Here is a 25,117-nt window from a genome sequence, read left to right as displayed (position 1 = left end):
ATAGCGCGGCGAACCACGGCGGTCGCTGCGATCCTGATGCTGGCGCCCCTCGGTGGGGCGAACGGCCAGCATTCCCCCGGATCGGACAAATCGCCGGTCGAAGAAGCCAACCCGCTCGTCGGCACCGCGCCGCTCGATCGCCCCGAGCTGATCGGCAACGCGCCACCGCCGGGCGAGCCGGTCTATTCGGGGATCACCTCGCCCGGCGCGCGACTGCCCAACAGCTCGGTCGAGGCAGCGCCGGTCAACGTCAACGTCGAGGCGACCTATCCGACCGGAGTCGCCACGCCCTATCATTATCCCAGCCCTACGATGATCGGCTTCACCGGCGGCGGCGGGCCGTCCTATGGCGCGCGCGCGCAACCGATCGTCATGCCGGTGGTGGGCGACTGGACGGTGCCGCCGGCCTATACCCAGGCTTATTACGACAAGGCGAAGGAGGTCGCGCGGCCGGGCTATTATTCGGTCTATCTCGACACGTTTCGGACGCGCGCCGAACTGACCGCGACGCAGTGGACCAGCCTGATGCGGTTCACCTTTCCGGCCAGCCAGCGATCGCACCTGATCATCAACCTGCCCGGCCGCGGCGGCGAGGTCGAGGTGATCGGCAACGACCAGGTGCGCGGCATCGCGGCGGAACGGGGCGACGACGATGCGCGCGACGGCCGCTATTTCGTGGCACAATTCTCCAAGCCGTTCAGCGGCTATGGCACCTTTCGCAAGTCGCCCGGCAACAGCCGCGGCTACGGCATCGGCGACAAGGACGTCGTCCCCGCATCGCGCAAGATCACCGGCAGCTTCGCCGGCACATACCTGAACTTCACCACCCGGCAGGACGAGACGGTGCTGGTGAAGATCGCACATGGCCAGAGCTTTGCCGACGCCGAACGACGCCTGCGACAGGAACAGCCGGGGTGGAATTTCGAGGGCGTCCACCAGGCGGCGGCGAACACATGGGCCGCGTTGCTGAACCGCGTGCAGGTGAAGGGCGGTACGCCCAAACAGCGGATGCTGTTCTACTCGACGCTGTTCCAGTCCTTCGCCAGCCCGCGTTTGCTGGCGCACAAGGGCGAGCGCTTCACCGACACCAACGGCAAGACCCGGACCGCGACCTATGACCGGTACGGGCCGGTGCCGTTCTGGGATACCGGGCGCAACCAGATCGTGCTGCTGGAGCTGATGGAGCCCGAGCTGGTCCAGAACGTGATGCGCTCCGAACTCGATATGGCGCGCGAGCGGGGGTACATGAACACCTCGTTCCACGGCGACAATGCGGTATTCCTGTATCTCGGCGCGTGGAAGCGCGGCATCGCCTTCGACTATGCCGCCGCGTACGAGTTCCTCCGCCGCAACGCGGTCGATCCGAAAGGCCCGCGCGGCTATCTGGCGGAATACCAGCGCAACGGCTGGATCGCGGACGAGATTCCACCGGGCAATCCCAGCCCACCCTATGCCGGCGGAAAGGCCGGCGCGGCGACGACGCTGGAATATGCGTGGGATGACCATGCGATGGCAGACTTCGCCGAGCGGCTCGGCAAGACCGACGACGCAAAACTGTTCCGCGCGCGCGCGTCCAACTGGCGCAACGTGTTCGATCCCTCGATCGGGTTCATCCGTGGCCGCACTGCCGATGGCAAATGGATCGCGCCGTTCGATCCGCAGGAGCCCTATTACAACTACATGATGAAAGAGGCATCGGGCTGGTCGACCTTGTGGCTCGTCCCGCACGACGTGCAGGGGCTCGCCACGGCGCTCGGCGGACGCGCGAGGTTCAACGCCAAGCTCGATCGGTTCTTTGCGACCCCCTATACGCCGACCGGTATCTGCCGCGATTGCACGGGGCTGATCGGGCAGTACGTGCAGGGCAACCAGCCCGACCAGCACGCGGCGTATCTCTATCCGTGGAGCGGCCAGCCGTGGAAGACGCAGGCGCTCACGCGGCGTATCCTCGACACGCTCTATGGCAGCGATGCGTCCGGCTATGGCTATCCCGGGATGGACGATCAGGGCGCGACGTCGTCCTGGTATGCACTGAGCGCGATGGGCTTTTACCCGGTCGATCCGTCGAGCGACGTCTATGTGCTGGGCAGTCCGGTGTTCGACGAGGTCGCGCTCCGTCTCGGCAACGGCCGGACGCTGGAGATCGTCGCCCGCGGCAACTCGCCGACCAACATCTATATCCAGTCGGCGACGCTGAACGGCAAGCCGTGGACGAAGCCCTGGTTCAGCCATGCGGACGTAAAGGATGGCGCCCGGCTGGAACTGGTCATGGGCGCCAGACCCAATCCGAATTGGGGGAGCGCCGTTGCGGATGCGCCCCCGTCCTTGTCCCCGCCCGCGTCATAGCGAGGGGAGTTCGTCGGCTCCCCCCCTTGCCGGCGAACGGTTCAGCGCCTCGGGAACGTCGTTCCCGAGGCGTCTTTTTATCTATCGCCGCTTAGCTTCGAACGATGGCGGTTCGAACGACGGCGGGCGGTCCGCCTTGGCCGTGCCGAACGACGACGGCTTCGGTCCCATCGTGAACTCCAGCTCGCCACCGCGCGCGAGATCGGCGTGCGCGATCCAGTTTCGCGTCCAGGGCTTGCCGTTCCAGCGGACCGACTGGACATAGGGGCTGGCCGGGGCATTGCCCTTGGCGACGACCCGCAAGCTGCGCCCCGCGCCGAGATCGACCTGTGCCGCGTCGAACAGCGGCGAGCCGAAGACATAGACGCCGCTGACCGGATCGACCGGATAGAAGCCGAGCGCCGACAGGATGAACCACGCGCTCATCTGGCCGCAATCGTCGTTGCCGATGACGCCGTCGGGATCGGCCTTGTACATCTCGGTCAGCAGGCGACGCACCATCGCCTGCGTCTTCCACGGCGCGCCCGCATAGGCGTAGAGATACGCGGCGTGCTGATCCGGCTCGTTGCCGTGCGCGTACTGGCCGACCAGCCCGGTGATGTCGGGCGGCGCATTCTTGGGGAGCGTCGACGGTGCGGTGAACAGCGCGTCGAGCTTCTTCACGAACCCCGCATCGCCGCCGAACAGCGCGATCAGGCCATAGGCGTCGTGCTGGTTGAGGAATGTCGCCTGCCACCCGTTCGCCTCGGTATAATCACGCTGCTTCTCGGGGTTGTGACCGAGCTGGATCGGGTCGTAATCGACCCACCAGCTGCCATCGGCGAAGCGCGGCCGGGCAAAGCCGATCTTGGGATCGATGACGTTGCGGTAGTTGAGGCTGCGCTTGCGCAGCACAGCGGCGTCGGCCTTGGCGCCTGCCGCCTCGGCGAGCACCGCCATCGCCCAGTCGTCATAGGCATATTCCTGCGTGCGGCTGACCGACTCCCACGTCTTGTCCGCGGGCACGAAGCCGAGGTCGTAATAGAAGCCGCGGCCGAGCGTGCTGTCGATGTCCGGAAAGGTGCGATCGAACGCGCGCCTGCGGATCTGCGGCCACGCGGCGGCGTAATCCGCCTCGATCCCCTTGGCGCAGGCTTCGGCGAGTACCGACACCGAGTGCCAGCCGATCATGCAGGCGGTCTCGACGCCCTGCAGCGGCCAGACCGGCGATCCGGTCGGGCTCTGCACGGTCTGGCGGACGAGATCGCGGGTGAACTGCGCCGCCTTGTCGGGCTGGACGAGCGTGAGCAGCGGATGCAGCGCACGATAGGTGTCCCACATCGAATAGGTGCTGAACGCGGGCTCGGCGGCGGTCGTCTGGTGCACCTTGCGGTCGAGCCCGACATAGCGGCCGTCGCGGTCGGTAAAGAGCGTCGGCGAGAGGAACGCGTGATACAGCGCGCTCGCCATGATCGTGCGCTGTTCGGGCGTACCGCCGTCGACGCGGACGCGGTCGAGTTCGGTCTGCCAGATACGCGCTGCCGAGCGCCGGACCGCATCGAACTGCCAGCCTGCCGCTTCGCCCTGGAGCGCGGCCTTGGCGCCGGCGACGTCGACCGCGGAGATGCCGGTCTTGATCAGGATCGGTGCGCCGCCCGCCTGATCGAAGAAGAACGCGACCTTCAGGCGGTTGCCGGTGACGCCCTTGGCACCCGCCGGTGCCGGCGTGTCGTCGTCGCCGAAGAACTGGACGCGGTCGGGCTTGCGCGACAGTTGCATCGCGAAATGGATGCGCCGTCCCTTCGCCCAGCGGTGAACGCGGCGGCTGCCGGTGAGCATGCCGTCGGGGGAGAGCGTCAGCGAGGCCTCGTCGATCAACGTGCCCTTGTCCCAGACGTCGAGGATCATGTGCGCGAAGTCGACCAGGATGTGCCCCGGCCCCTGCGGGAAGCTGTAGCGATGGTGGCCGGTCCGCTCGGTCACGGTGAGTTCCGCGAGCACGCCCGATTCGAGCTTTACGCGATAATAGCCGGGTTCCGCGAGTTCGTCGGTGAAACGCTGACGATACCCCTCCTGGGGTTTTCCCAGCGCGCCGGGCTTCAGCTGCAGAGGCCCGCGCGTCGGCACCACGAGGACGTCGAGCATGTCGCCGATCCCGGTGCCCGACAGATGCGTGTGACTGAAGCCCATGATCGAGCCATCGTCCTGGTGATAACCCGAGCACGCATCCCAGCGGCTGTTGTCGGTGTCGGGGCCGAGCTGGACCATCCCGAACGGCAACGACGGGCCGGGATAGGTATGGCCGTGCCCGCCGGTGCCGACGAACAGATCGGGTTTGCCCGCGACCGGCGCCTGCGCGGCCGCGGCGTTGGTGACGGGCAACGCGGCGGCGAGGCCCGCGAGCCCGGTGCCGGCGAGCACCTGGCGGCGGTTGGCGGTGGTCATGCGTATCTCCCGGAATTCATATCAGTAGCGGGCGGCCAGCAAGGCAGGCTTGCGGCGCTCGAGGTCGAGGATCAGCTCGCCGAAAAGGCCATTGGCCCAGGCGAACCAGCTGCGCGTGAACTTGGCCGGATCGTCCTTGTTGAAGGATTCGTGCATGAAGCCGGTGCCGCCGTGCGTGGTCTTGAGCCACGTCAGGCACTGGCGGATCACGGCCTCGTCGTCGCTGTTCATCGCGTGCGTGACGATCGACATCGGCCAGATCATGTCGAGCCCGATATGCGGCCCGCCGATCCCGCGCGCGGCGGTGCCGGTGAAGAAATACGGGTTGCGGTCGGTCCAGGCGAGCGCGGCGGTGCGGCGGAACAGCGGGTCGGTGCGATCCGCCGCGCCGAGCAGCGGCAGGCCCGACAGGCTCGGCACGTTGGCGTCGTCCATGAAGATCGCGTTGCCGAAGCCGTCGACCTCATACGCCCAGACCTCGCCGCCCTGCCCGTCCGGCATCCGGCCGTGCGCGCGCAACGCCGCCTCGACCTCGGTCGCCAGCGCTTCGCTGTCGGTCGCGCCCGCCGTATCGCCGCGCGCCTCGCGCTGGACGGTCGCCAGCATACGCAACGCCGACACCGCGAACAGGTTCGACGGGATCAGGAACGGATAGAGGCACGCATCGTCCGACGGGCGGAACATCGAATGGATCAGGCCGACCTTCCGCGTCGGGGCGCCGTAACCCTCGAACATCAGCGTCTCGGTCGGCGAGACGTTCAGGCGCTGGAAATGATACGGGCCCTTGCCGTCCTTGCGCTGCTGTTCGCGGAAGGTCGCGACCGCACGGCGCATCGCCTTCGCCCACAGATCGTCGAACGGCGTCTTGTCGCGCGTCGCGGTCCAATAGCCGTGCGCGAGCCGCATCGGGTAGCATAGCGAGTCGATCTCCCATTTCCGCTCGGCGACGCCCGGCTTCATGTCGGTCTGGTCGGTCCGCGCGCCGAGGTTCGACTTGGCGGTCGGATCCTCCATGAACGCGTTGGCGTAGGGGTCGATCAGGATGCACCGCGCCTGCCGTGCGATCAGCCCGGTGAAGACACGGCGCAGGCCGGCATCCTTCGGCGCGAGGTGCACATAGGTCTGCATCTGCGCCGAACTGTCGCGCAGCCACAGCGCCTCGATATCGCCGGTGATGATGAACGCATCGGGCTTGCCGTCCACCGTGCCGACCTTGACCGTGGTGTCGAGCGTGTTGGGGTAGCAATTCTCGAACAGCCAGGCGAGTTCGGGGTCGGCGATCTTCGCCTTCACGCGCGCGATCTCGGCCTCGACCGCGAGGCTGACGAAGCGACGTTGCGCGCGCGGCGGTCGCTTGCTCACGAGGGGCGCGGCGGCGGCGGCGCGCGGGAGGCTGGCGGTTACGGCCAGCGCGGCGGCGCCCGTCATCACGTCGCGTCGACGAAGGCGCATTCCGGTCTCCATGGTCAACGTCCCGCCACCGGTGCGCTCATCGAGAACGGCGCATCGGCCTTTGCCGCACCCCAGGCGGTGTTCGGCGTCGGCCCCATCACGAACCGTAGCGTGCCGCCCTGCTGCAACGCCGCGCGCGTCAGCCAGGGCTTGTCGTGCGGGGTGCCGTTGAAGCTCGCCGACTGGATGTAGACATTGCCGGGGCCATTGTTCGCCGCCTCGATCGTCAGCGTCTTGCCGCCCGGCATGGTTAGCTTCACGGTCTGGAACAGCGGGCTGCCGATCGCATATTGCCCGACCGCAGGCGTGACCGGGTAGAAGCCGAGCGCGGAGAACACGTACCACGCCGAGGTCTGGCCGTTGTCCTCGTCGCCCGGATAGCCGTCGGGCGCGGGCGAGTAGAGCTTCTTCATCACGTCGCGGACGTGATATTGCGTCTTCCACGGTGCGCCGGCCCAATCGTAGAGATAGGTCATGTGCTGGATCGGCTGGTTGCCGTGCGCATATTGCCCCATGTCGACGATCTGCATCTCGCGGATCTCGTGGATGGTCTGCCCGTAATAGCTGTCGTCGAAGATCGGCGGCGTGGTGAAGATCGAATCGAGCCGCTTCACGAACGCCTCGCGCCCGCCCATCAGGTCGGCGAGACCCTGCACGTCCTGCATCACCGACCAGCTGTAATGCAGCGCATTGCCCTCGGTGAAGGCATCGCCCCATTTGTACGGGCTGAACGGCGTCGACCAGCTCCCGTCCTTGTTGCGACCGCGCATCCAGCCGCTCTGCGCATCGTAGAGCTTGCGGTAATTCTGCGCGCGCGTGGCGTAGAGCTTCGCATCCTCGGTCTTGCCGAGTGCCGCCGCAAGCCGCGAGATCGAGAAGTCCGCGGTAGCGTATTCGAGCGTGCGCGCGGCATTCTCGTTGATGCCGACGTCATAGGGCACATAGCCGAGCCGGTTATAATATTCGACGCCCTCGCGCCCGACCGCGCCGACGACCTTGCCCTTCTTGTCGACCGGGCGGCCCTGCGATGTCGTCGCGTTCTTGACCATCGCCTGGTACAGCGTCTCGACGTCGAACCCGCGCACGCCGTTCAGATACGCGTCGGCGATCAGGTTGGCCGAGTTCGATCCGATCATCACGTCGCGGTGGCCGGGGCTGGCCCATTCGGGCAGCCAGCCGGACTCCTTGTAGGTGTTGACCAGCCCCTGCATGATCTCGCTGTCGCGCTCGGGATACATCAGCGCGAAGAACGGGAAGACCGCGCGCCACGTGTCCCAGAAACCGTTGTCGGTGTAGAGGAAGCCCGGGTGCACCTTGCCGTCATACGGGCTGTAGTGGACGGTCTGGCCCTTGGCATCGACCTCGTGGAACATCCGCGGGAACTGCAGCATGCGGTACAGCGCGGAATAGAAGATCCGGCGGTTGTCGAGGTTGGGATCGGTGACCTGAACGCGGTCGAACTCGCGCTGCCAGATCGCCTTCGCCTTCGTCTTGGTCTGATCGAACCCGTCGCCGCCGATCTCGCCGCGCAGGTTTCGCTCGGCCTGTTCGAGACTGATGAACGACGACGCGACCTTGACGCCGACCTGCTCGCCCTTGCGCGTCTTGAAGCTGACGACCGCGCCGACATGGTCACCCTCGCGCGTCGACGTCGCGCTGACCTGGCCCTTGCCGTCCCAGGTCTGGCTGACGGTGAAGTCGTGGTCGAATTCGGCGACGAAGTAATTGTGGAAATTGTCGGGCACGCCGCCGTGGTTGTTGCGGACATAGCCGGTGATGCGGCGCCTGGCCTTATCGATCGAGACCATCGAGCCGCCGGCATAGCCGTCGAGGATGATGTGCGCGTCGTTGCTCTGCGGGAAGGTGAAGCGGAACTGCGCGGCGCGGTTGGTCGGCGCGACCTCCGCGGTCACGTCGTAATCGGCGAGATAGACCTTGTAGCTGTACGGCCGGCTGTCCTCCGCCTTGTGGCTGTACCAGGACGCACGTTCGTCCTCCTTCACCTTCAGCGCGCCGGTCGTCGCCATCAGCGAGAACGCGGCGTAATCGTTCATCCACGGACTGGGCTGGTGCGTCTGCTTGATGCCGTTGATCTTGTTCGCGTCGTAGGTGTAGCCCCAGCCGCTGTTCGTCTTGCCGGTGACCGGCGTCCAGAAGTTCATCCCCCACGGCACCGCCACCGCGGGATAGGTATTGCCGTAGGACAAGGTGTAGTCGGAATCGGTCCCCATCAGCGGGTTGACCAGATCGACCGAAGGCTGGTCCTGCGGCTGCATCGCGCCGTTGGCCGACGCGGCGGCCGTCGCCTTGGTCTGGGCCACTATCGGCGCTGGCGCGACGAGAGCGAGCGACGCAACCGCCGCTACCGTGCCGCGCAAATTGGCGATCGCCCTGTTTCTCACATCGCTCTCCCTGAATTTCGTGTCGGCTTCTGCACGCCGATCGGTCGCGGCTTCACGCCCGCATCGGTCATCACCACCGGCTCGATCCGACCATCGGCGGCAAAGACCATCCTGTCGATCGCGATCTGCCTGTGTTCGCCGCGATCGGTGTCGAGCGGGCGGCGGTGATAGGCGATGTACCAGTCGTCGGTCCCGGGCACGTTGACGACCGAATGATGCCCGGCGCCGCGCGCGATGCGGAGGTCCTGCGACAGGATCTTGCCGCGCGGCGTGAACGGCCCGGTCGGTCCCGGCCCGGTCGCATAGGCGACGCTGTAGTCCGGGCCGGTCCAGCCGCCCTCCGACCACATCAGATAATAGACGCCCTTGCGCTCGATCATGAACGAGCCCTCGACATAGCCGGGCGGCGTCACTTCCTTGTATTTCGAACCGTCCGCGAACGGCAGGATGCGTTTCAGGTCCGCGCTGAGTCGGACGACGTTGCAATGCTTCCAGCCGCCGTAGAACAGATAGACCTGGCCGTCCCGGTCACGAAACGCGAACGGGTCGATCGGTTGCGCACCGTTGTGGAAGGCGCCGACCAGCGGCTTGCCGATCGCATCCTTGAACGGACCCCCGGGCCGATCGCTGACCGCGAGGCCGATCCCGCCAAGCTCCGTATCGCTCTGGATGTCGTTGGCGCTGAAGAACATGTAATAGCGGCCATTCGCCTGGATCACCGACGGCGCCCAGATCGCATAGGCCGCCCAGGCCGCGTTCCGCACGTCGAACACGTGGTCGTGCTTGGTCCAGCGCACCAGATCGGGTGACGAGAACGCATTGAAGAAGGTCTGCATCCCGTAGGACGGGCGCACGGTCTTGCGCTGGCGGGCGAGCTTTTGCGCGGCCGAGAAGCGGCTGGTGACGTCGGGCTTGCCGTAATGATCCGAATAGGTCGGATAGATCCAGTAGCGCCCGGCGAACACGCGGATTTCGGGATCGGCATACCAGCCGGGAACGATCGGGTTCGACGCGCTGGCCAGACCGCACATCAGCAGCGCGGACACGGTCAGCGCGATCCGAACCCCGCGCCGCCCGCGCGTTTCTCCCACGCCCTTCGACGTGGCGCCGCGAGAAAAGGGAGGGTAGCGCCGCGAAGGCGCCACCCGAGTGAAAAGCCTGTCGTGCCAAGTCATCAGAAGTTGAACGAGACGCCCACATAGGCCCGGCGACCGAAGTAATTCCGGTAGGTGAAGCGGTCCTTCGTGTCGTTGCCGAGGTGGCGGCTTTCCTCGGCCTTGGTGAGGTTGATCACCGAAGCGGTGAGGTTCAGCCGGTCGGTCAGCGCATACGCTGCGTTGAGATCGACCTGCGCATAGGGATCGGTGTATTCGTTCAGGCCCGACTGCAACCCGCCGACGACTTCGCCGCGCCGGTTGTACGATGCACGCAGCAACACCTTGCCATGTTCGTAGAAGACCGAGGCGTTGACCTGGGTCTTGGCGCTGCCGACCAACGCGGACGAGCCGACCTTCTGGCCGTCGAGCGTGACGTCCGCCACCGACGTGTCGTTATAGGTGAAGTTGACCTGCGCGCCGAGACCGAAGGGCAGCGTGTGCTGCGCGTACAGCTCGACGCCCTGCGACCGCGCGTCCGAACCGTTCGCAACGGTCGAGTAAGGCTGGATCAGTTGCTGCGTTCCGTTGACGTCGCGCGTGACGTTGAGGACCAGCGGCACCACGAAATCGGAAACGTCCTTGCGGAAGAAGGTCGCGCCGAGCACCGAACCGCGGTGGAAATACCATTCGATGCCGAGGTCGTATTGCCACGCCGAGAACGGGTTCAGGTCCGAATTGCCGCCGCTGCCCGACCAGCCGGCGAACTCGCCGAACTGGCCGCGATCGAACGCATAGGCATCCGAGCGGAAGGTGAGCGAGCGCTGTGAGCCGAGATCCGCGAAGGACGGCCGGGCGATGACCTTGGCGACCGCACCGCGGACGAGGAGGTCGGGCGTGACCTCGTACGACACGTTGAAGCTCGGCAGCCAGTCCGTGTAGGTCTTCGACTGGTCGGCGCGCGTGTTGACGATCGTCTCGCGCACGCTGAGCGGCAGGACCTGGCAATTGCCGTCGGGACCAAGCGGACGGTTGGGATCGGTCGGGCCGCCGGGTCCGTTGACGCAGTAATCGTTGAGATATTGCAGGCGATCGGACGTGTTGCCCGACTGTTTCGTGTTGGCCACGCGAAGACCCACGTTCCCGCGAAGACCGCCCGTTCCGAAGTTCAGCTGGGCGTAACCGGCGAAGACCCGCTCCCCCAGCGAATAGACGAAATCGGGCTCGTACACGCGCACGGCCTGGCCGTAGGTCGAGTTCAGATAGTTCAGATATTCGTCGAAATTGATGCCCGGCACGACATTGGCGTTGAAGCCGCCGTTGATGTTGCCGATCTGGTTTGCGTAGAAGAATTCGGGACGCGCAACGGCGCCGGCTGCGGTATCCTGATAGCGGAGCAAGGTTGCCGGATCGGCATACCAGTCGTTGCGACCGGTCTCGCGGCCGATCTTCAGGTCCCGCCATTTGCCGCCGATCTGCACCGATTTCAGGAACCCGTCGAAGCGCCGCGTCAGGTCGAGCTGCGCATAACGCTGGCCGAGGTCGCTGTTGACGAAGCTAGAGTTCGTCGAGCCGACGTCGATCTGCGCGATGCCGTTGCGGATGTTATTCTGAATTTCGGGCGAGAACTCGAAATTGGCGATGCCGTCTGAGATATCCCAGTTGCTGACCAGATTGCCGTTCTGCTCCTGCCCGGGGGTGGTCAGGCGCGGCTTGGCGGCGGCGCTGAAACGCACCGAAGGGCCACCGCTCGACTTGGTCTTGCCGAGTTTCAGGACAGCATCGAAACGATCCTGGCTGTATTTGACTTCGGTCTCGAACGTGTTCGAAACCTGTTTCTCGCGGCTGTACGTGCCGGCGATCTGCGGCGTTTCCATCGTGCACGGGGTCGCGCGGGCGAGGCAGCCCGTACCAGGCGCCGGCACCGCGAAGTTCGCCGACTGGAAGATCGTCCCGCTCTTGTCGAGCGTCGCGCCGGTGAAGAAATCGTTATAGCCCCATTCGGGGATCTTCAGCACGTTCGAGGTGTAGTCGCTGGAATAGCCGAACCGGAAATAGTTGGACGTGACGGTGACGTTTTCGAACGGGCGGAACTGCGCGGTGGCCTGCACGCCGTACCGCTCGCGCTCCTGGTCGAAGACTTCGGCATTGACCGACTGCGGCGCCCAATAGCCCGAATAATGCGTGCCATCGCGCGCGGTCGTGCCCTGCCCCGGCCAGTAGGAAATCGCGTCGTTGTTCTCGAAGGCCTTGCCGTTGACGTCGGTCGCGGGTGTCAGGACATTGCCCTGCGCGTCGCGGTCGCTCCACCACAGCCAGCTTTCCGACGAACTGCGCAGTTCGCGGTTGGTGCGCTTCTGCCAGACGCCGCCGACCAGCAGGCCGAACGTCTCCTCCTTGTTCTTCCACGAAACCTGGCCGCCGAGCTGCGGCTCGTATTTCTCGGTGGTGTCCGAATAGGTGCCTTCGGCGGAGACGAACCCCGACCAGGCGGGCACGTCGAACGGCCGCCGCGTGTTGAGGATGATCGTGCCGCCGACGCCGCCTTCTTCGAGGCGCGCTTCGGGCGATTTATAGACTTCGGTGGAGGCGATGAAGGTCGACGGAAGCAGGACGTAGTTGAACGACCGCTGCGGCTCGCCACTGTCGGCACCGGCGAGGAAATTGCCGTTGAGCAGGGTGAGGGTCAGGCCCGACTGGAGGCCGCGGATGCTGACGCGGCTGCCTTCGCCGCCGTCGCGGGTGATGACGACGCCCGGAACGCGCTGCAAGGCGTCGGCGACGTTCTTGTCGGGGAACTTGCCGACGTCCTCGGCGGTGATGACGTCGACGAACGCGTTGGCCTCGCGCTTCTGGTTGAGGCTCTTCTCGATCGAGCGACGATAGCCGGTGACGACGATGTCCTGCCCGGCTTCTTCCGGCTGGACGGTACCGTCGGCCTGCGGCGCGCCGTCGGGCTGGATGGTGCCGGCGGTCTGGCCGGATTCCACAGTTGCGGTCGAGGCGGGCCCAGTCGTGGCGGGCGCAGTCGTGACGGGTGCAGTCGTAGCGGGCGCAGTCGTGGCGGGCGCAGGCGTGGTCGGCTGGGGCGGAGTTGCGGGGTCGGTCTGGGGTGCGACGACCGTCGGCGGCACCGGCGGCGCGGCCTGTTGCGCGTGGGCGGTACTGGCCAAGGCCGCAGTAAGACTGACCGTCGCCAGCAGACATGGCCGACGGAAACGATCACGCACGATGCTTGAACGCGAGACTTTGCTTACGGTCATCAGACTTTCCTCTTCCTCGCGAGGACGCCTGCGCCCCCTCGCTTACCCCTGCGAATAGCGCGCCTGCCCACCGTTTTCGGTTGGGCCGTCCGGTTGAATCGGATCCTGTCGGCGTGCAGTCTCGACGCCGCTATTTGCCAATTGTAAAAGCAAATTGTCAAATAGATTGTTGCACTAGTTTTGGCCCGTTGCGGACGTAACTCGACGAATACCCTTCGGCGCGCCGTTAGTCTGAGTGAAGACATCGAGAGGATTCACGCCACTCTCGCATAGTCGCGCGCCACCGACGTGCAGCCGCCCCCTCCCCAACGCCAAGCGCAGGGTTCGATCAGTCGACATTAGCGGTGGCGAAACCGGCGATCCGCGTCAGTCCGCCGGTGCGCCCGAATCCTTCCAGAGCGCAGCGGCCTTGGGCAGCAGGAAGTGGCTGAACGGCAGGATCGCCGCACCGACCGCCGGCGCATCCTCCGACAAGGCGGCACGACGAACCGGCGCGATCGCGGGCGCATCGGTCGCGTCCCGGATCAGGATATTCACGCGCTCCGCCACCCGCTCCACCAACCGGCTCGGCAGGCGCCCGCCGATCAGGATCACCGCCGGATCGATCAGGCAGTTGATCGCGTCGAGCGGCGTGCACAGCGTGTGCGCTGCCCGCTCCACCCATTCCTCAAGGCAAAGTTCGACGTCCGGCGCCCACTCGGACTGATGCAGCACCTGCCCGATCTCGAACCCCGAACTCGCCAGATGCTCGGCAAGCCCGGACAGCGAGACGAGTTTCTGCACGGTTTCGCGCCCCCGCTTGCCGCCGCCCGCTGCCATGAAACCGAGTTCGCCGCTGCGTCCGTGCGTGCCGCGAACATAGGCGCCATCCGCAACGAAACCGCCGCCAAGTCCCGACGAGACGAGGATGTAGAAGAAACTGCTGTAATTCTGTCCGAAGCCGAGCTGCATCTCGCCCATCGCAGCGGCGGCGGCATCGTTCTCGACGAACACGGGCAGCGACAACGGCTTGTCGAACAGCGCCGCCATGTCGATCCCGTCCCACGCGGCATAGGCTGCGGGGCGGCCCGGCATCGCGACGAGCGCAAGATCATCCGGCCGCGCGACGCCGATGCCGACCAGCTTGGCGGGATCGACCTTCGCGGTTTTCAGCATCTGGCGCACCGAGCGCCGGAAAAGATCGCGAACGTCGTCGGGCAGCGCGAAGCTGATCTCGATCGACTTGCGCGCGAGGATCTGCGCGAGGAAATCGACCAGCACGATCGTGATATGGTCGCGGTCGATATTGACGCCGATCGAGTAGCACGCGTCGGCCCGAACGACGAGTTTGGTCGGCGGCTGGCCGCGTCCACCGCGACGCTGGCCGGCCTCCTCGATCATCCCTTCCTGCAACAGCCGCCGCGTGATGTTGGCGATCGCCGGCCCGGTCAGCCCGGTGATCCGCGCGAGGTCGATCCGCGTCAGCGATCCGCCGAGGCGAATGGCATGCAGCGTCACGCGCTGGTTGTGATCGGCGGCACGCTCGAGGTTGGTCCCCGACAGACGCGGCGGCGTTTGAAGAGTCATGCGGACCGATCATCCATGCTGGAGAACAGAAGACGAAGCCGCCGTCCGTCGCGACGTCGCGACTTCGATGCTGGCGGCGAAGTGATCCCGCGATTGCGAAGGCTTGGCAAGCGCGCACTATTCGCATCCGGTGTATACGCGGCATATCGCCCCGATCCGAAGACCATGTTCTGCATCCCCCCGCTTCCAAACTGTTCGTTTGAATTATCCAATTTGATGTTCTAATCCACTTCTGCGGTTGCGCAAGAGCTGGCGATGAAGCCAGTCTGACGACCGAACGAATAGAGGGGATGTGCGCGACATGGTTCATCTGGCACCCGGCAAGCTCCCCCGCCTATTTCCCTCCGAACGGGTGACCTCGATGTCCATCTTCACGCGATCGTGCCTCATGGGTGCGCTGTTCACCACGATCCTCACCGGCCCTGCGTTCGCACAGGATGGCGCCAAACCGAGCGATGCGGTTGATCCGTTCATCGGCACCGGCGGCGAAGGGCACACGTTCCCAGGCGCGGTCGCACCGTTCGGCATGGTCCAGTTGTCGCCGGATACCGATACGTCCTGCGTGATCCGCACCTGCTATGGCCACGCCGCCGGCTACCGCTATGACGACCCGACGATCGAGGGGTTCAGCCACACGCATTTCTCGGGCGCGGGGCATTCCGATCTCGGCGATATCCTCGTCATGCCGGTGTCGGGCGACAGCGTGCCGATGGACCCCGGCACGCCCGCTGCACCCGGCTATCGCTCGCGCTTTTCGCACGCCACCGAGGTCGCCAAGCCGGGCTATTACGCTGTCACGCTGGACGGTCCAGGCGTGCGTGCGGAAATGACCGCGGGCACGCGGATCGGCGTGCATCGCTACAGCTTTCCCAAGGGCAAGGCCGCGCATATCGTGGTCGATTTGCGGTCTTCGCTCTATAATTACCCCGGCAAGATCCTGTGGTCGGGGCTGCACATGCGGGACGACGGCGTGCTCACCGGCTTCCGCGAGACGCGCGGCTGGGCGCCCGGGCGCAAACTCTACTTCGCGATGCGGTTCTCCGCGCCGCTGGTCGGCCACGCGCTGGTCAACCGTGAGAAGGACATCGCGTACAAGGGTTTCCAAGGGCCGGGCCGTGGCAGCGATGCGTTGGCGGAGAAACTCGGCCAGGCACTCGAAGCGCGGCTCGATTTCGGTCAACTCGATGCTCCGCTCGAAGTGAAGGTCGGGATATCGGGGGTCGACGAGGCCGGAGCGCTCGCCAATCTGGACAGCGAGCCCGGCGGCTTCGACGCGGTCCGCACCAAGACGCAGGGCGACTGGGATACTGCGCTGGGCGCGGTCAAGTTCGAGGCCGCGGCCCCGATGCGCCGGATCTTCGCGACCGCGCTGTATCACAGCCTCCTCGCGCCGAGCGTCTGGAGCGACAGCGACGGGCGGTATCGCGGGCCCGACGATCAGGTGCATCAGGCCGACGGCTTCACGGTCCGCTCGACCTTCTCGCTATGGGACACGTTCCGCGCCGAACACCCGCTGCTGACGCTGATCCAGCCGGAGAAGACCAATACCGATATCGTCCGCTCGCTGATCGCCAGCCAGCGGCATAGCCCCGACGGCATCCTGCCGGTCTGGCAATTCGCCGGGCGCGAGACGTGGACTATGATCGGCTATCACGCGGTCCCTGTCATTGCCGACGCGTATATGAAGGGCATCGGCGGCTTCGACGCGGACGCCGCGTTGCAGGCGATGGTCGCGAGCGCCGATCGCGCCTCCTATGGCGGACTCGGCGAGTATATCCAGCGCGGCTACGTCCCGATCGACAAGGAGCCGGAGGCCGCATCTAAGACGGTCGAATATGCCTATGACGACTGGACGATCGCGCGAATGGCGCGCCGCATGGGCAAGACCGAGATCGCCGAGCGGTTCGAGAAGCGCGCAGGCAATTGGCGCAACAGCTTCGACGCGAAAACCGGTTGGCTGCGCGCAAGGCTCGCGAACGGCGCGTTCCGCACACCGTTCGATCCGACCGCGATCAACTATGGCTCGGATTATACCGAGGGCAATGCGTGGCAATATAGCTGGTTCGTGCCGCAGGATCAGGCGGGGCTGTTCCGGCTGCTCGGCGGCGACGCGAAGACCGTGAAAAAGCTCGACGCGATGTTCGAGTTCGACAATTCGAAGGTCGATTACAGCCATGCGGAGGATATCGCCGGGCTGATCGGCCAATATATCCACGGCAACGAGCCGAGCCACCACGTCGCCTATCTCTACAACTACGCCGGTGCGCCGTGGCGAACGCAGGAACGGCTCGGGCAGATCGTCGCGAGCCAATATGGCGCCAAGCCCGAGGGGCTGAGCGGCAACGACGACCTCGGCCAGATGTCCGCATGGCTCGTCTTTACGGCGCTCGGTTTCTACCCGGTTGCCCCTGGATCGAACGAATATGTCATCGGCCGCCCGTTCCTGTCGCAGGCGACGCTGGCGCTGCCCAGCGGCAAGCAGTTCGCGATCCGGACGGACAATCTGTCGGATGCGAACCCGTATATCCGGTCGGTCACGCTGAACGGCACGCCCCTCACCCGCAGCTATCTGCGCGACGACGAGATCCGGCAGGGTGGCGAATTGCGGTTCGTGATGGGTGCGCAGCCGAACAAGGCCTGGGGCAAGGGTGCGAAGGCCCGGCCGTTCTCGTCCTCGACCGCTGGCTCGAACGGGCCGGCTCGAAAGGGCACGCGGCGGCGGGGCGATGACCCAACGACCCGGCGATAGCGCGACCAAAATACAACGCCGGCCAGCAATACCCGTGGCAATATTAATTAGTTCTTCACTGTTTTGCCCAAAGCTTATAGTCTAGTGTTTCGTGTAAAAAGGGAGTTTTCTAAATGCGTAAATTCATTCTCGCCGTATCCGCAATCGCCGCCGCAGCGATGCCAGTTGCCGCCAACGCAGCTGCTACCGTTTCGGCCGCAAAGTCGGTCCGCGCCGGCACGTCGACGACCGAAGACAGCAAGGTCTCGGGCGCCGGTCTGCTGATCGTCGCACTCGCAGCCGTCGCCGTCGGTGGCGGTCTGTACATGGCGATCGACGGTGGCGACGACAACTCCGACAGCAACTAAGTCGGTGGGGCGACATTTCGATGTCGCCCCCTTTTTCAATGCCTTAGCGGCAACAACTTCTACGCCTATCCTGATTCGATACACCCCGTGCTGCCGTCGCATAGCGACGATGAAGCGCCCTGGGGAACGCGGCGACGATGAGATTTCGCGCTGGACCGCTCCGATACTTTCGATCTTCGCGTGACGCGCCTAGCGTGCGGCATGGACGAATTGACGCTCAGCGTGGTCGGCATCGACTTTCCCAACGCGGACCGCAGCAAAAGCAACCGCCGTATGGAGTTGCTGGTCTGTGCCCCCGGCGAGCCGGTCGAGCTGCGCCGCGAGTCGAAGAATCCGCATGATGCCAACGCCGTCGCCGTGTTCAGCGCGCGGGGTGTGCAGGTGGGATATGTTTCCGCCGAGCGCGCGCCGCTGATCGGACGGCGGATGCAGCAGGAGGAGCATGCCGTGGTGTTCCAGGCGCTGGTCGGCAGCATGGGCTATGTCCGCATCCGTTTCGGCGGCGGTGTACCGGCATTGCCGGATCTGGTGGAGGGAGAATTGGCAGCCCGGTCGCGCGGCCGCGCGGCGCCCTTCGATCCGGACGCGTTCTATCCCGATCCGGAAGGCCCGGAATGGGGCGCGTGAACTTCTGATCCTTCCCCCCGGGGGGGGTAGCTGGCACTTGCCGGACGGAGGGGGCGGACACGCAACAGAGGTTGTCGCCCCCTCCCCCTCCGTCGCTACGCGCCACCTCCCCCTGGCGGGGGAGGATAATTAAAGAGCCTAGATGCCCTGCGCGGTGACGATCCGGCCGGTCGCTTCGAGGTCGCGCGTCAGGTCCGCGAGGCAGCGATCGACCAACGCCTCGTTCGAACTCCGCACCACGAAGTTCGCGCCCGTCTTCCCATCGCGAAAGAACGGATAGCTGCCGATCGCTACGCCCTCATGCGTCTTCTCGGCATCGCGCAACAGGTCGGCGACCTCGCTCTCCGCGACCCAGCAACCGATCGTCTTCGACACCACTGGACGCCCGCCCTCAAGCGTGCCCGTCAGAGCATCGAGCATCCCAGCCGTAATGTGCGGCACCCCCGCCATGATGAAGATGTTGCCGATCCGGATCCCCGGCGCGCCCGACACCTTGTTGTCGATCAGGTCCGCCCCGACCGGCACCCGCGCCATCCGCGCCCGCGCCTCGGTCAGCCCGCCGCGCGTCGCGTAGTACGCCTCCAGCACCGCCATCGCGCGCGGATGATGCTCGACCGCGACGCCCAGCGCCTCGGCGATCGCGTCCACGGTGATGTCGTCGTGAGTCGGCCCGATCCCGCCGGTCGTGAACAGGTAATCGTTCCGCGCGCGCAGGATGTTGACCGCCTCGACGATCGCCTCGGTCTTGTCGGCGACCACGCGCACTTCGGCCAAGCGGATGCCCTGCACGTTGAGCCAGGCCGCGATCTGCGCGACGTTCTTGTCCTGCGTGCGGCCCGACAGGATCTCGTCGCCGATGATCGTCAGCGCGGCCGTCCAGATGCGTTCCTCTGTCATGCCCCTCGCATAGCCTCGCAAAACCGCGCCCGCCACGCTATATCGCGCGGCATGACCGAATATGTAACCGTCACCTCGGACCAGCCCGACGCACGCACCGGCGCCATCAAGCTCCACGGCACCGCCGCGTTCGCCGGCATGATGAAGGCAGGGCAACTCGCCGCCGAGACGCTCGACATGATCGTCCCGCACATGGTGCCGGGCGTGACCACCGCCGAGATCGACCGGCTGATCTACGACTTCATCGTTGCCGGCGGCGGCGTCCCCGCGACGCTCGGCTATCGCGGCTACACGCACAGCGTCTGCATCTCGATCAACCACGTCGTCTGCCACGGCATTCCGAGCGAGAAGACGCTGAAATCGGGCGATATCGTCAACGTCGACGTCACGCCCTTGCTCGACGGCTGGCACGGCGACACGAGCCGGATGTACCTGATCGGCGACGTGCCGATCAAGGCGCGCCGCCTTGTCGAAGTCACCTATGAATGCTTGATGATCGGCATCGAGCACGCCAAGCCCGGCAACCGCATGGGCGACGTCGCCAACGCGATCCAGCGGCACGCGGAAAAGCACCGTTACGGCGTAGTCCGCGATTTCTGCGGCCACGGCGTCGGCCGCCTGTTCCACGACGCCCCCGAAGTCGTCCATGTCGGCAAGCCCGGCACCGGCCCCGAGCTTCGCCCCGGCATGATCTTCACGATCGAGCCGATGATCAACATCGGTCGCCCCGACGTGAAGCTGCTCGACGACGGCTGGACGGCAGTCACGCGCGATCGCTCGCTGTCCGCGCAGTTCGAGCATTCGATCGGGATCACCGAGACGGGTTGCGACATCTTTACGCTGAGCCCCAAGGGCTACACGCAACCGCCCTACGGTTGATACGGCGATCAGCGGGCGTTGCAAACCGCGGCTCTGCCCTATGGCCGATCATTCACCGCGGCACTCTCTCCCCACCGTCATCCTGACGAAAGTCAGGACGCAGAGCCACAAGGCTCCGCACTCGGTTACCCTGGATCCTGACTTTCGTCAGGATGACGGGATCTGGAGGGGCCGGCCCGGCACATGGCAACGAACGACGCTTTCGTTTAAACCCACCTGCGCCGCGCCCATGCGAAGGAGTTGCGCCGTCATGGCTGGTGATACCCCGGAGGTCGTATTCGACGAGGGCAATCCCGAATGGACCGAAGCCGATTTTGCGCGGGCACGGCCGATCGCAGACTTCCCGGAATTGGCAGCGGCCTTTCCGAACGGCAGCAAGTCGCGCGGCCGGCCAAAGGGCTCCGTAACCTCACGCAAGTCGCTCGTATCCCTCCGGCTAGACAACGACGTGCTCGAAAGGTTTCGCGCGAGCGGACCCGGCTGGCAGTCGCGGATCAACGAAACGTTGCGCGCCGCCAAGCCATAAATCGGGGGAATTACGGTCCCAAACCACATTGTGGTGGTTCGCACAGGTGACGGACGCTCCCCACCCCGCTAAAGCCCGCCCCATGACCGAGATCACACCGCAGATCGTCGCCGACCACGGCCTGTCCCCCGAAGAATATGAGCGCGTCCTGCGCGCCATCGGCCGCGAGCCGAACATGGTCGAGCTCGGTATCTTCTCGGTCATGTGGTCCGAGCATTGCAGCTACAAATCTAGCAAGATCCACCTGATGAAGCTCCCCACCAAGGGCCCGCGCGTCATCTGCGGCCCGGGCGAGAACGCCGGCGTCGTCGACATCGGTGACAATCAGGCGGCGATCTTCAAGATGGAGAGCCACAACCACCCCTCCTACATCGAGCCCTATCAGGGCGCGGCGACCGGCGTCGGCGGCATCCTGCGCGACGTCTTCACGATGGGCGCGCGGCCGATCGCCAACCTCAACGCGCTCCGCTTCGGCCGCCCCGATCACCCCAAGATGCGCCACCTGATCTCGGGCGTGGTCCACGGCATCGGCGGCTACGGCAATTGCGTCGGCGTCCCGACCGTCGGCGGCGAAGTGAACTTCCACAGCGCGTACGACGGCAACATCCTGGTCAACGCGATGACCGTCGGGATCGCCTACCAGGACAAGATCTTCTATTCGGCCGCCAGCGGTATCGGCAATCCGATCGTCTATGTCGGCAGCAAGACCGGCCGCGACGGCATCCACGGCGCGACGATGGCCTCGGCCGATTTCGGCGAGGATTCGGACGCCAAGCGCCCGACCGTCCAGGTCGGCGATCCGTTCACCGAGAAGCTGCTGATCGAAGCCTGCCTCGAGTTGATGGCGACCGACGTCATCGTCGCGATCCAGGACATGGGCGCCGCCGGTCTCACGTCTTCGGCCGTGGAAATGGCGTCGAAGGGCGGCGTCGGCATCGAGCTGACGATGGACGACGTGCCGCAGCGCGAGACCGGCATGACGCCGTACGAGATGATGCTCTCGGAATCGCAGGAGCGCATGCTGATGGTCCTCAAGCCCGGCCGCGAAGCCGAGGCCGAGGCGATCTTCAAGAAGTGGGAGCTCGATTTCGCGGTGATCGGCCGCGTCACCGACACCGGCCGCATGGTGCTGACGTTCAAGGGCGAGACCGTCTGCGACATCCCGCTCGGGCCGCTCGCCGACGAAGCCCCGCTCTACGACCGCCCGCACGTCCCGACGCCGAAGCCCGCGCCGCTCGCCAACGCGCCGCACAGCAGCGACATCGCCGCCGACCTGCTCACGCTGATGGGCTCGCCCGACGTCGCCTCGCGCCGCTGGATCTGGGAGCAGTACGACCACATGGTCGGCGCCGACACGGTGCAGCGCCCCGGTGGCGACGCCGCGGTCGTCCGCGTCCACGGCACGCAGAAGGCGCTGGCGATGACCACCGACTGCACCCCGCGGTACTGTTTCGCCGACCCGGTCGAGGGCGGCAAGCAGGCGGTCGCCGAAGCGTGGCGCAACCTCACCGCGGTCGGCGCGCTGCCGCTCGCCGTCACCAATTGCCTCAACTTCGCCAACCCGCAGCGCCCCGAGATCATGGGCCAGATCGTCGGCTGCCTCGAAGGCATGAGCGACGCCTGCATCGCGCTCGACTTCCCGATCGTGTCGGGCAACGTCTCGCTCTACAATGAATCGAAGGCGACGGGCGGCGGCTCCGCGATCCTGCCGACCCCGGCGATCGGCGCGATCGGGTTGCTCGCCGACTGGCAGAAGAATGCGACGATCGCGTTCAAGGGCTCGGGCGACATCATCCTCGCGGTCGGCACGCGCGGTGGCCATCTCGGCCAGTCGCTCTGGCTGCGTGAGTGCCATGGCCGGGAGCAGCTCGACGCGGGCCCGCCGCCGCCGGTCGATCTCGCTGCGGAGCGTCGCGTCGGCGACCTGATCCGCGAAGCGATCGCGCTGGGCCAGCTGACCGCGGTCCACGACGTCTCCGATGGCGGCATCGCGGTGACGCTGGCCGAGATGGCGCTGGCCGGCGGGATCGGCGCGATGATCGACCGGAAGCAGCCCTTCGACTGCGCGCGCTCGTTCTTTGCGGAGGACCAGGGCGTCTACATCGTCACCGTCGACGACCATTCGCTGCTCGACTTCCTCGGCGCCGCGCATGCGGCGGACGTCGAAGCCGAACCCTTGGGTCGCACCGGCGGCAAGCGCCTGATCTTCGAACGCCCCGACCGCGACGACGTGATCGCGCTCGACACACTGCGGACCGCGCACGAGGGGTTCTTCCCGAAGCTTATGGGGGTCGACGCGGCGCTGGCGTGATGGAGTCGGGAGCGAGTAAAACCGAAGCGCTCGATCCTGAAAGAAACTACCCCGGCGAAGGCCGGGGCCCAATTGGGATAGCCGCAGTAACGAAGCGCTGCCCGCAGCCCCGACCGTCCCCCAATTGGGCCCTGGCCTCCGCCGGGGTGGTGGATTTAAAGCGGGATAGCTCCAAACCATAGCTTGTTTCCCCGCAAAGGCGGGGACCCAGACTGGGCTCCCGCCTTCGCGGGAGAACAAGGAGCGGAGAGATGTCGTTCGATCAAGCTCAAGTAGGACGCAGCAACCTCGCCCTATCCGTCATCCCAGCGAAAGCTGGGATCTCACGCACCGGACCACAGCGCCAGCCAACGGGAATACCCCAGCGTTCGCTGGAGCGACGGGGGCGGATCGGCTTCGGGGGCGACAGCCGAAGAGGACAACAGGCGAGATACGGCGGGGTATTGTGCAGGGACGACAGGTCAAGCAGATGACATGCCGGGTGGCCGACGCACCAAGCCGCGAGGCATCTGACGCCTAGATGCCCGTCAAGACAGACTGTCCTACACAACTGCGATATGCCAGCGTCGGACGATGATCGAAGCATTCCACGCCTACAGCGCTACCAAGACGCATCGACCGGATTCGAGCGTAGACCAAGCACCACCTGTGTCGGGCCGGCCCAGCCGAGGCCGCCACTACCGCAGCGGCGCCGAGCGCGATCATGTCGTCTTCCAGCGTGTACGACGACCTCACGGAAATGCTGCGCGAGCGTCTGCACTTCCTATACTTCACTTTTCCCGCAAGCCCTCTGCCCCCGCCAGAACCGCCACGCTCGACCTCGTCCGCGGAGGCGCCGTCAGCAGCATGCTCGCCGTCGAAATCGGCTTATCCCAAGCGATACGACACTCCCACGAAACGCTGCGCGAGCGTCTACACTTCCTATACTTCACTCTGCCCGCATGACCCCCGCCCCCACGAGAATCGCGACGCTGGACCTCACCCGGGGCGTTGCCGTCATGGGCATCCTCGCCTCAAACATCGCCGCATTCGGCTTCCCCGAATTCGCCTACATGACCCCCGCCTCGATGGGCGCGCCGAGCACGCCAGACCTGATCGCCTGGACCACGACCTTCATCGTTATCGACGGCAAGATGCGCGGGTTGTTCTCGTTCCTGTTCGGCGCGTCGATGCTACTGGTGCTCGACCGGGCGGAGGCGAGCGGCGAAGACCCGGCGACCGTCCACCTCCGCCGGATGGCATGGCTGTTCGTGTTCGGCATCGCGCATTTATACCTGCTGTGGTGGGGCGACATCCTCGCGCACTACGCACTGGTCGGCGCGATTGCGTACATGTTCGCGCGGTTGCCGGTGCGCTGGCTGATCGGCGTCGGGCTCGCCTGCATCGCGTTCCAGACGGTCGAGCTGACGACGCTCGTCGCCTACACGTTCGACCTCCACGGCGCCGCGCACCGGCCGGGCGCAACGGCGCGCGTAATCACGAACTGGCAGCTGTTGGCGGATCAATTCGGCCAGCCCTCCCCCGCCTCCGTCACCCGCGAACTTGCCATCGGTCATGGCGGATGGCGCGATCTGGTCGCGTGGCGCTGGACGCACGCCGCTGGGCCGATCACGTCCCTCACCGCCACTGGTCCGGAGACGCTAGGCTTCATGCTGTTCGGCATGGCGGGGCTGCGATCGGGGTTCCTGACGGGGGATTGGTCGCGGCGACGCTACACCGTGATTGCGGTCATTGGGATCGGACTCGGCTGGATAGGCTCTGCGGCCATCGCGGCGTTCGACATCGCCCACGGATTCGACGCGCGCTATGTCGCGCTGTCATGGCTCGCGCTCGCAACCCCGCTTCGGCCATTGACGATCATGGGGTCCGCCGCGGCAATCATCCTGCTCGCACAGCCCGGCGGCTGGCTGACGACCCGAGTTGCGGCGGCAGGTCGAATGGCGTTCTCCAACTATCTCGGCACGACAGTCCTCTGCACCACGCTGTTCTATGGATATGGGTTCGGGCTGTACGGCGCACTGTCGCGAGCCCAGCTCTATCTCGTGGTCGCACCGATCTGCCTGCTGATGCTCCTATGGTCGAAGCCCTGGCTCGATCGCTTCCGCTATGGTCCGCTCGAATGGCTGTGGCGCAGCCTGTCGCGATTCGCGTGGCAGCCGATGCGCGGTTCGGCGTTCACGACGAACCGATCGGACTAGTTGCGAATAAGACGCAAAACAGCTTGCGAGTGGTTC

15 protein-coding genes are annotated in these 25,117 nt (G+C 65.7%); 8 read left to right on the top strand and 7 right to left on the bottom strand.

Going from position 1 to position 25,117, the window contains the following annotated elements; all coding sequences use genetic code 11:
• The first annotated feature begins 36 nt into the window (after window positions 1–36).
• Window positions 37–2,346 (top strand): GH92 family glycosyl hydrolase, encoded by a 2,310-nt coding sequence (locus tag H8S47_RS07280; RefSeq protein WP_187503231.1) that lies wholly within the window; start codon window positions 37–39, stop codon window positions 2,344–2,346.
• A gap of 81 nt (window positions 2,347–2,427) precedes the next feature.
• Here the strand turns inward: H8S47_RS07280 and H8S47_RS07275 are convergent, their stop codons facing one another.
• From H8S47_RS07275 to H8S47_RS07250, 6 genes are all read right to left on the bottom strand, one after another.
• On the bottom strand, window positions 2,428–4,770 hold the full coding sequence (locus H8S47_RS07275; RefSeq protein ID WP_187503230.1) for a GH92 family glycosyl hydrolase: 2,343 nt from the start codon (window positions 4,768–4,770) through the stop codon (window positions 2,428–2,430).
• Window positions 4,771–4,791: 21 nt separating this feature from the next.
• Complete coding sequence (locus H8S47_RS07270; protein WP_187503229.1) at window positions 4,792–6,222, bottom strand: glycoside hydrolase family 125 protein; 1,431 nt, start codon at window positions 6,220–6,222, stop codon at window positions 4,792–4,794.
• Window positions 6,223–6,236: 14 nt separating this feature from the next.
• Window positions 6,237–8,498: a GH92 family glycosyl hydrolase gene (locus tag H8S47_RS07265; protein WP_187503269.1), complete on the bottom strand. Its 2,262-nt coding sequence runs from the start codon at window positions 8,496–8,498 to the stop codon at window positions 6,237–6,239.
• 122 nt (window positions 8,499–8,620) lie between these two features.
• Window positions 8,621–9,715 (bottom strand): glycoside hydrolase family 43 protein, encoded by a 1,095-nt coding sequence (locus tag H8S47_RS07260; RefSeq protein ID WP_328805454.1) that lies wholly within the window; start codon window positions 9,713–9,715, stop codon window positions 8,621–8,623.
• An 83-nt stretch (window positions 9,716–9,798) separates the two neighbouring features.
• Window positions 9,799–12,981 (bottom strand): TonB-dependent receptor, encoded by a 3,183-nt coding sequence (locus H8S47_RS07255; protein WP_187503228.1) that lies wholly within the window; start codon window positions 12,979–12,981, stop codon window positions 9,799–9,801.
• A 366-nt stretch (window positions 12,982–13,347) separates the two neighbouring features.
• Window positions 13,348–14,547, bottom strand: coding sequence for an ROK family transcriptional regulator (locus H8S47_RS07250; RefSeq protein WP_187503227.1), 1,200 nt, complete (start codon window positions 14,545–14,547; stop codon window positions 13,348–13,350).
• Between the two features lie 361 nt (window positions 14,548–14,908).
• Between H8S47_RS07250 and H8S47_RS07245 the strand changes: the two genes are divergently transcribed.
• The 3 genes from H8S47_RS07245 to H8S47_RS07235 all read left to right on the top strand — a co-directional run bounded on the left by H8S47_RS07245 (window position 14,909) and on the right by H8S47_RS07235 (window position 18,270).
• On the top strand, window positions 14,909–17,296 hold the full coding sequence (locus H8S47_RS07245; protein WP_398456457.1) for a GH92 family glycosyl hydrolase: 2,388 nt from the start codon (window positions 14,909–14,911) through the stop codon (window positions 17,294–17,296).
• A gap of 113 nt (window positions 17,297–17,409) precedes the next feature.
• Window positions 17,410–17,643, top strand: coding sequence for a hypothetical protein (locus H8S47_RS07240; protein ID WP_128454528.1), 234 nt, complete (start codon window positions 17,410–17,412; stop codon window positions 17,641–17,643).
• 201 nt (window positions 17,644–17,844) lie between these two features.
• Window positions 17,845–18,270 (top strand): HIRAN domain-containing protein, encoded by a 426-nt coding sequence (locus H8S47_RS07235; RefSeq protein WP_187503226.1) that lies wholly within the window; start codon window positions 17,845–17,847, stop codon window positions 18,268–18,270.
• A 138-nt stretch (window positions 18,271–18,408) separates the two neighbouring features.
• Here the strand turns inward: H8S47_RS07235 and H8S47_RS07230 are convergent, their stop codons facing one another.
• On the bottom strand, window positions 18,409–19,167 hold the full coding sequence (locus tag H8S47_RS07230) for a competence/damage-inducible protein A (protein ID WP_187503225.1): 759 nt from the start codon (window positions 19,165–19,167) through the stop codon (window positions 18,409–18,411).
• A gap of 51 nt (window positions 19,168–19,218) precedes the next feature.
• Between H8S47_RS07230 and map the strand changes: the two genes are divergently transcribed.
• The 4 genes from map to H8S47_RS07210 all read left to right on the top strand — a co-directional run bounded on the left by map (window position 19,219) and on the right by H8S47_RS07210 (window position 25,081).
• Window positions 19,219–20,046, top strand: a complete 828-nt coding sequence (map, locus tag H8S47_RS07225) for a type I methionyl aminopeptidase (RefSeq protein ID WP_187503224.1) — start codon at window positions 19,219–19,221, stop codon at window positions 20,044–20,046.
• A gap of 250 nt (window positions 20,047–20,296) precedes the next feature.
• Entirely contained in the window at window positions 20,297–20,572 is a 276-nt protein-coding gene (locus H8S47_RS07220) for a BrnA antitoxin family protein (RefSeq protein ID WP_187503223.1), read from the top strand.
• 82 nt (window positions 20,573–20,654) lie between these two features.
• Entirely contained in the window at window positions 20,655–22,883 is a 2,229-nt protein-coding gene (purL, locus tag H8S47_RS07215; protein ID WP_187503222.1) for a phosphoribosylformylglycinamidine synthase subunit PurL, read from the top strand.
• 941 nt (window positions 22,884–23,824) lie between these two features.
• Window positions 23,825–25,081: a DUF418 domain-containing protein gene (locus H8S47_RS07210; RefSeq protein WP_187503221.1), complete on the top strand. Its 1,257-nt coding sequence runs from the start codon at window positions 23,825–23,827 to the stop codon at window positions 25,079–25,081.
• The last annotated feature ends 36 nt before the right edge of the window (window positions 25,082–25,117 follow it).

Origin of the sequence: Sphingomonas albertensis, from assembly GCF_014358075.1 — a bacterium.
Taxonomy (GTDB): Bacteria; Pseudomonadota; Alphaproteobacteria; order Sphingomonadales; family Sphingomonadaceae; genus Sphingomonas; species Sphingomonas albertensis.
The sequence above is the reverse complement of the archived record's forward strand: the minus strand, read 5'-3'. Positions and strand labels throughout refer to the sequence as shown.